Origin of the sequence: Mesorhizobium sp. M7A.F.Ca.MR.148.00.0.0, assembly GCF_003997735.1 — a bacterium.
Lineage (GTDB): Bacteria > Pseudomonadota > Alphaproteobacteria > Rhizobiales > Rhizobiaceae > Mesorhizobium.
The window spans coordinates 1-231 of record NZ_RZTB01000395.1; the positions used below are offsets into that span (position 1 = coordinate 1).

1 pseudogene (only partly in view) is annotated in these 231 nt (G+C 58.4%); it reads right to left on the reverse strand.

Annotated features, from left to right (window positions below):
• Nucleotides 1–128: 128 nt before the first annotated feature.
• A pseudogene (locus tag EOB49_RS34675) lies at nt 129–231 on the reverse strand (LysR substrate-binding domain-containing protein); its annotated part runs 261 nt beyond the window's last position; the annotation flags it as partial.

Consider the following 231-nt stretch of genomic DNA (forward strand, 5'->3'; position numbering starts at 1 on the left):
TTCAGCCTCCAGAAGAAATCGCCCCTTGCAAGATCATGAACGCATCGGCGGGAAATAATGTTCCCAGTTCGCTTTCGCTGGCCTCGGCCTGGCGGTGCTTTCGCCGGACACCTTACCCGAGCCAGCCATCATCCCACTTCCCTCAGAATGAAGTCGTGTAGCATCTTGGCGGCCGGCGATAGTGCGCGATTCCTCACCGTGATCAGGCTGTAGGGCCTGACCTCGATGTCG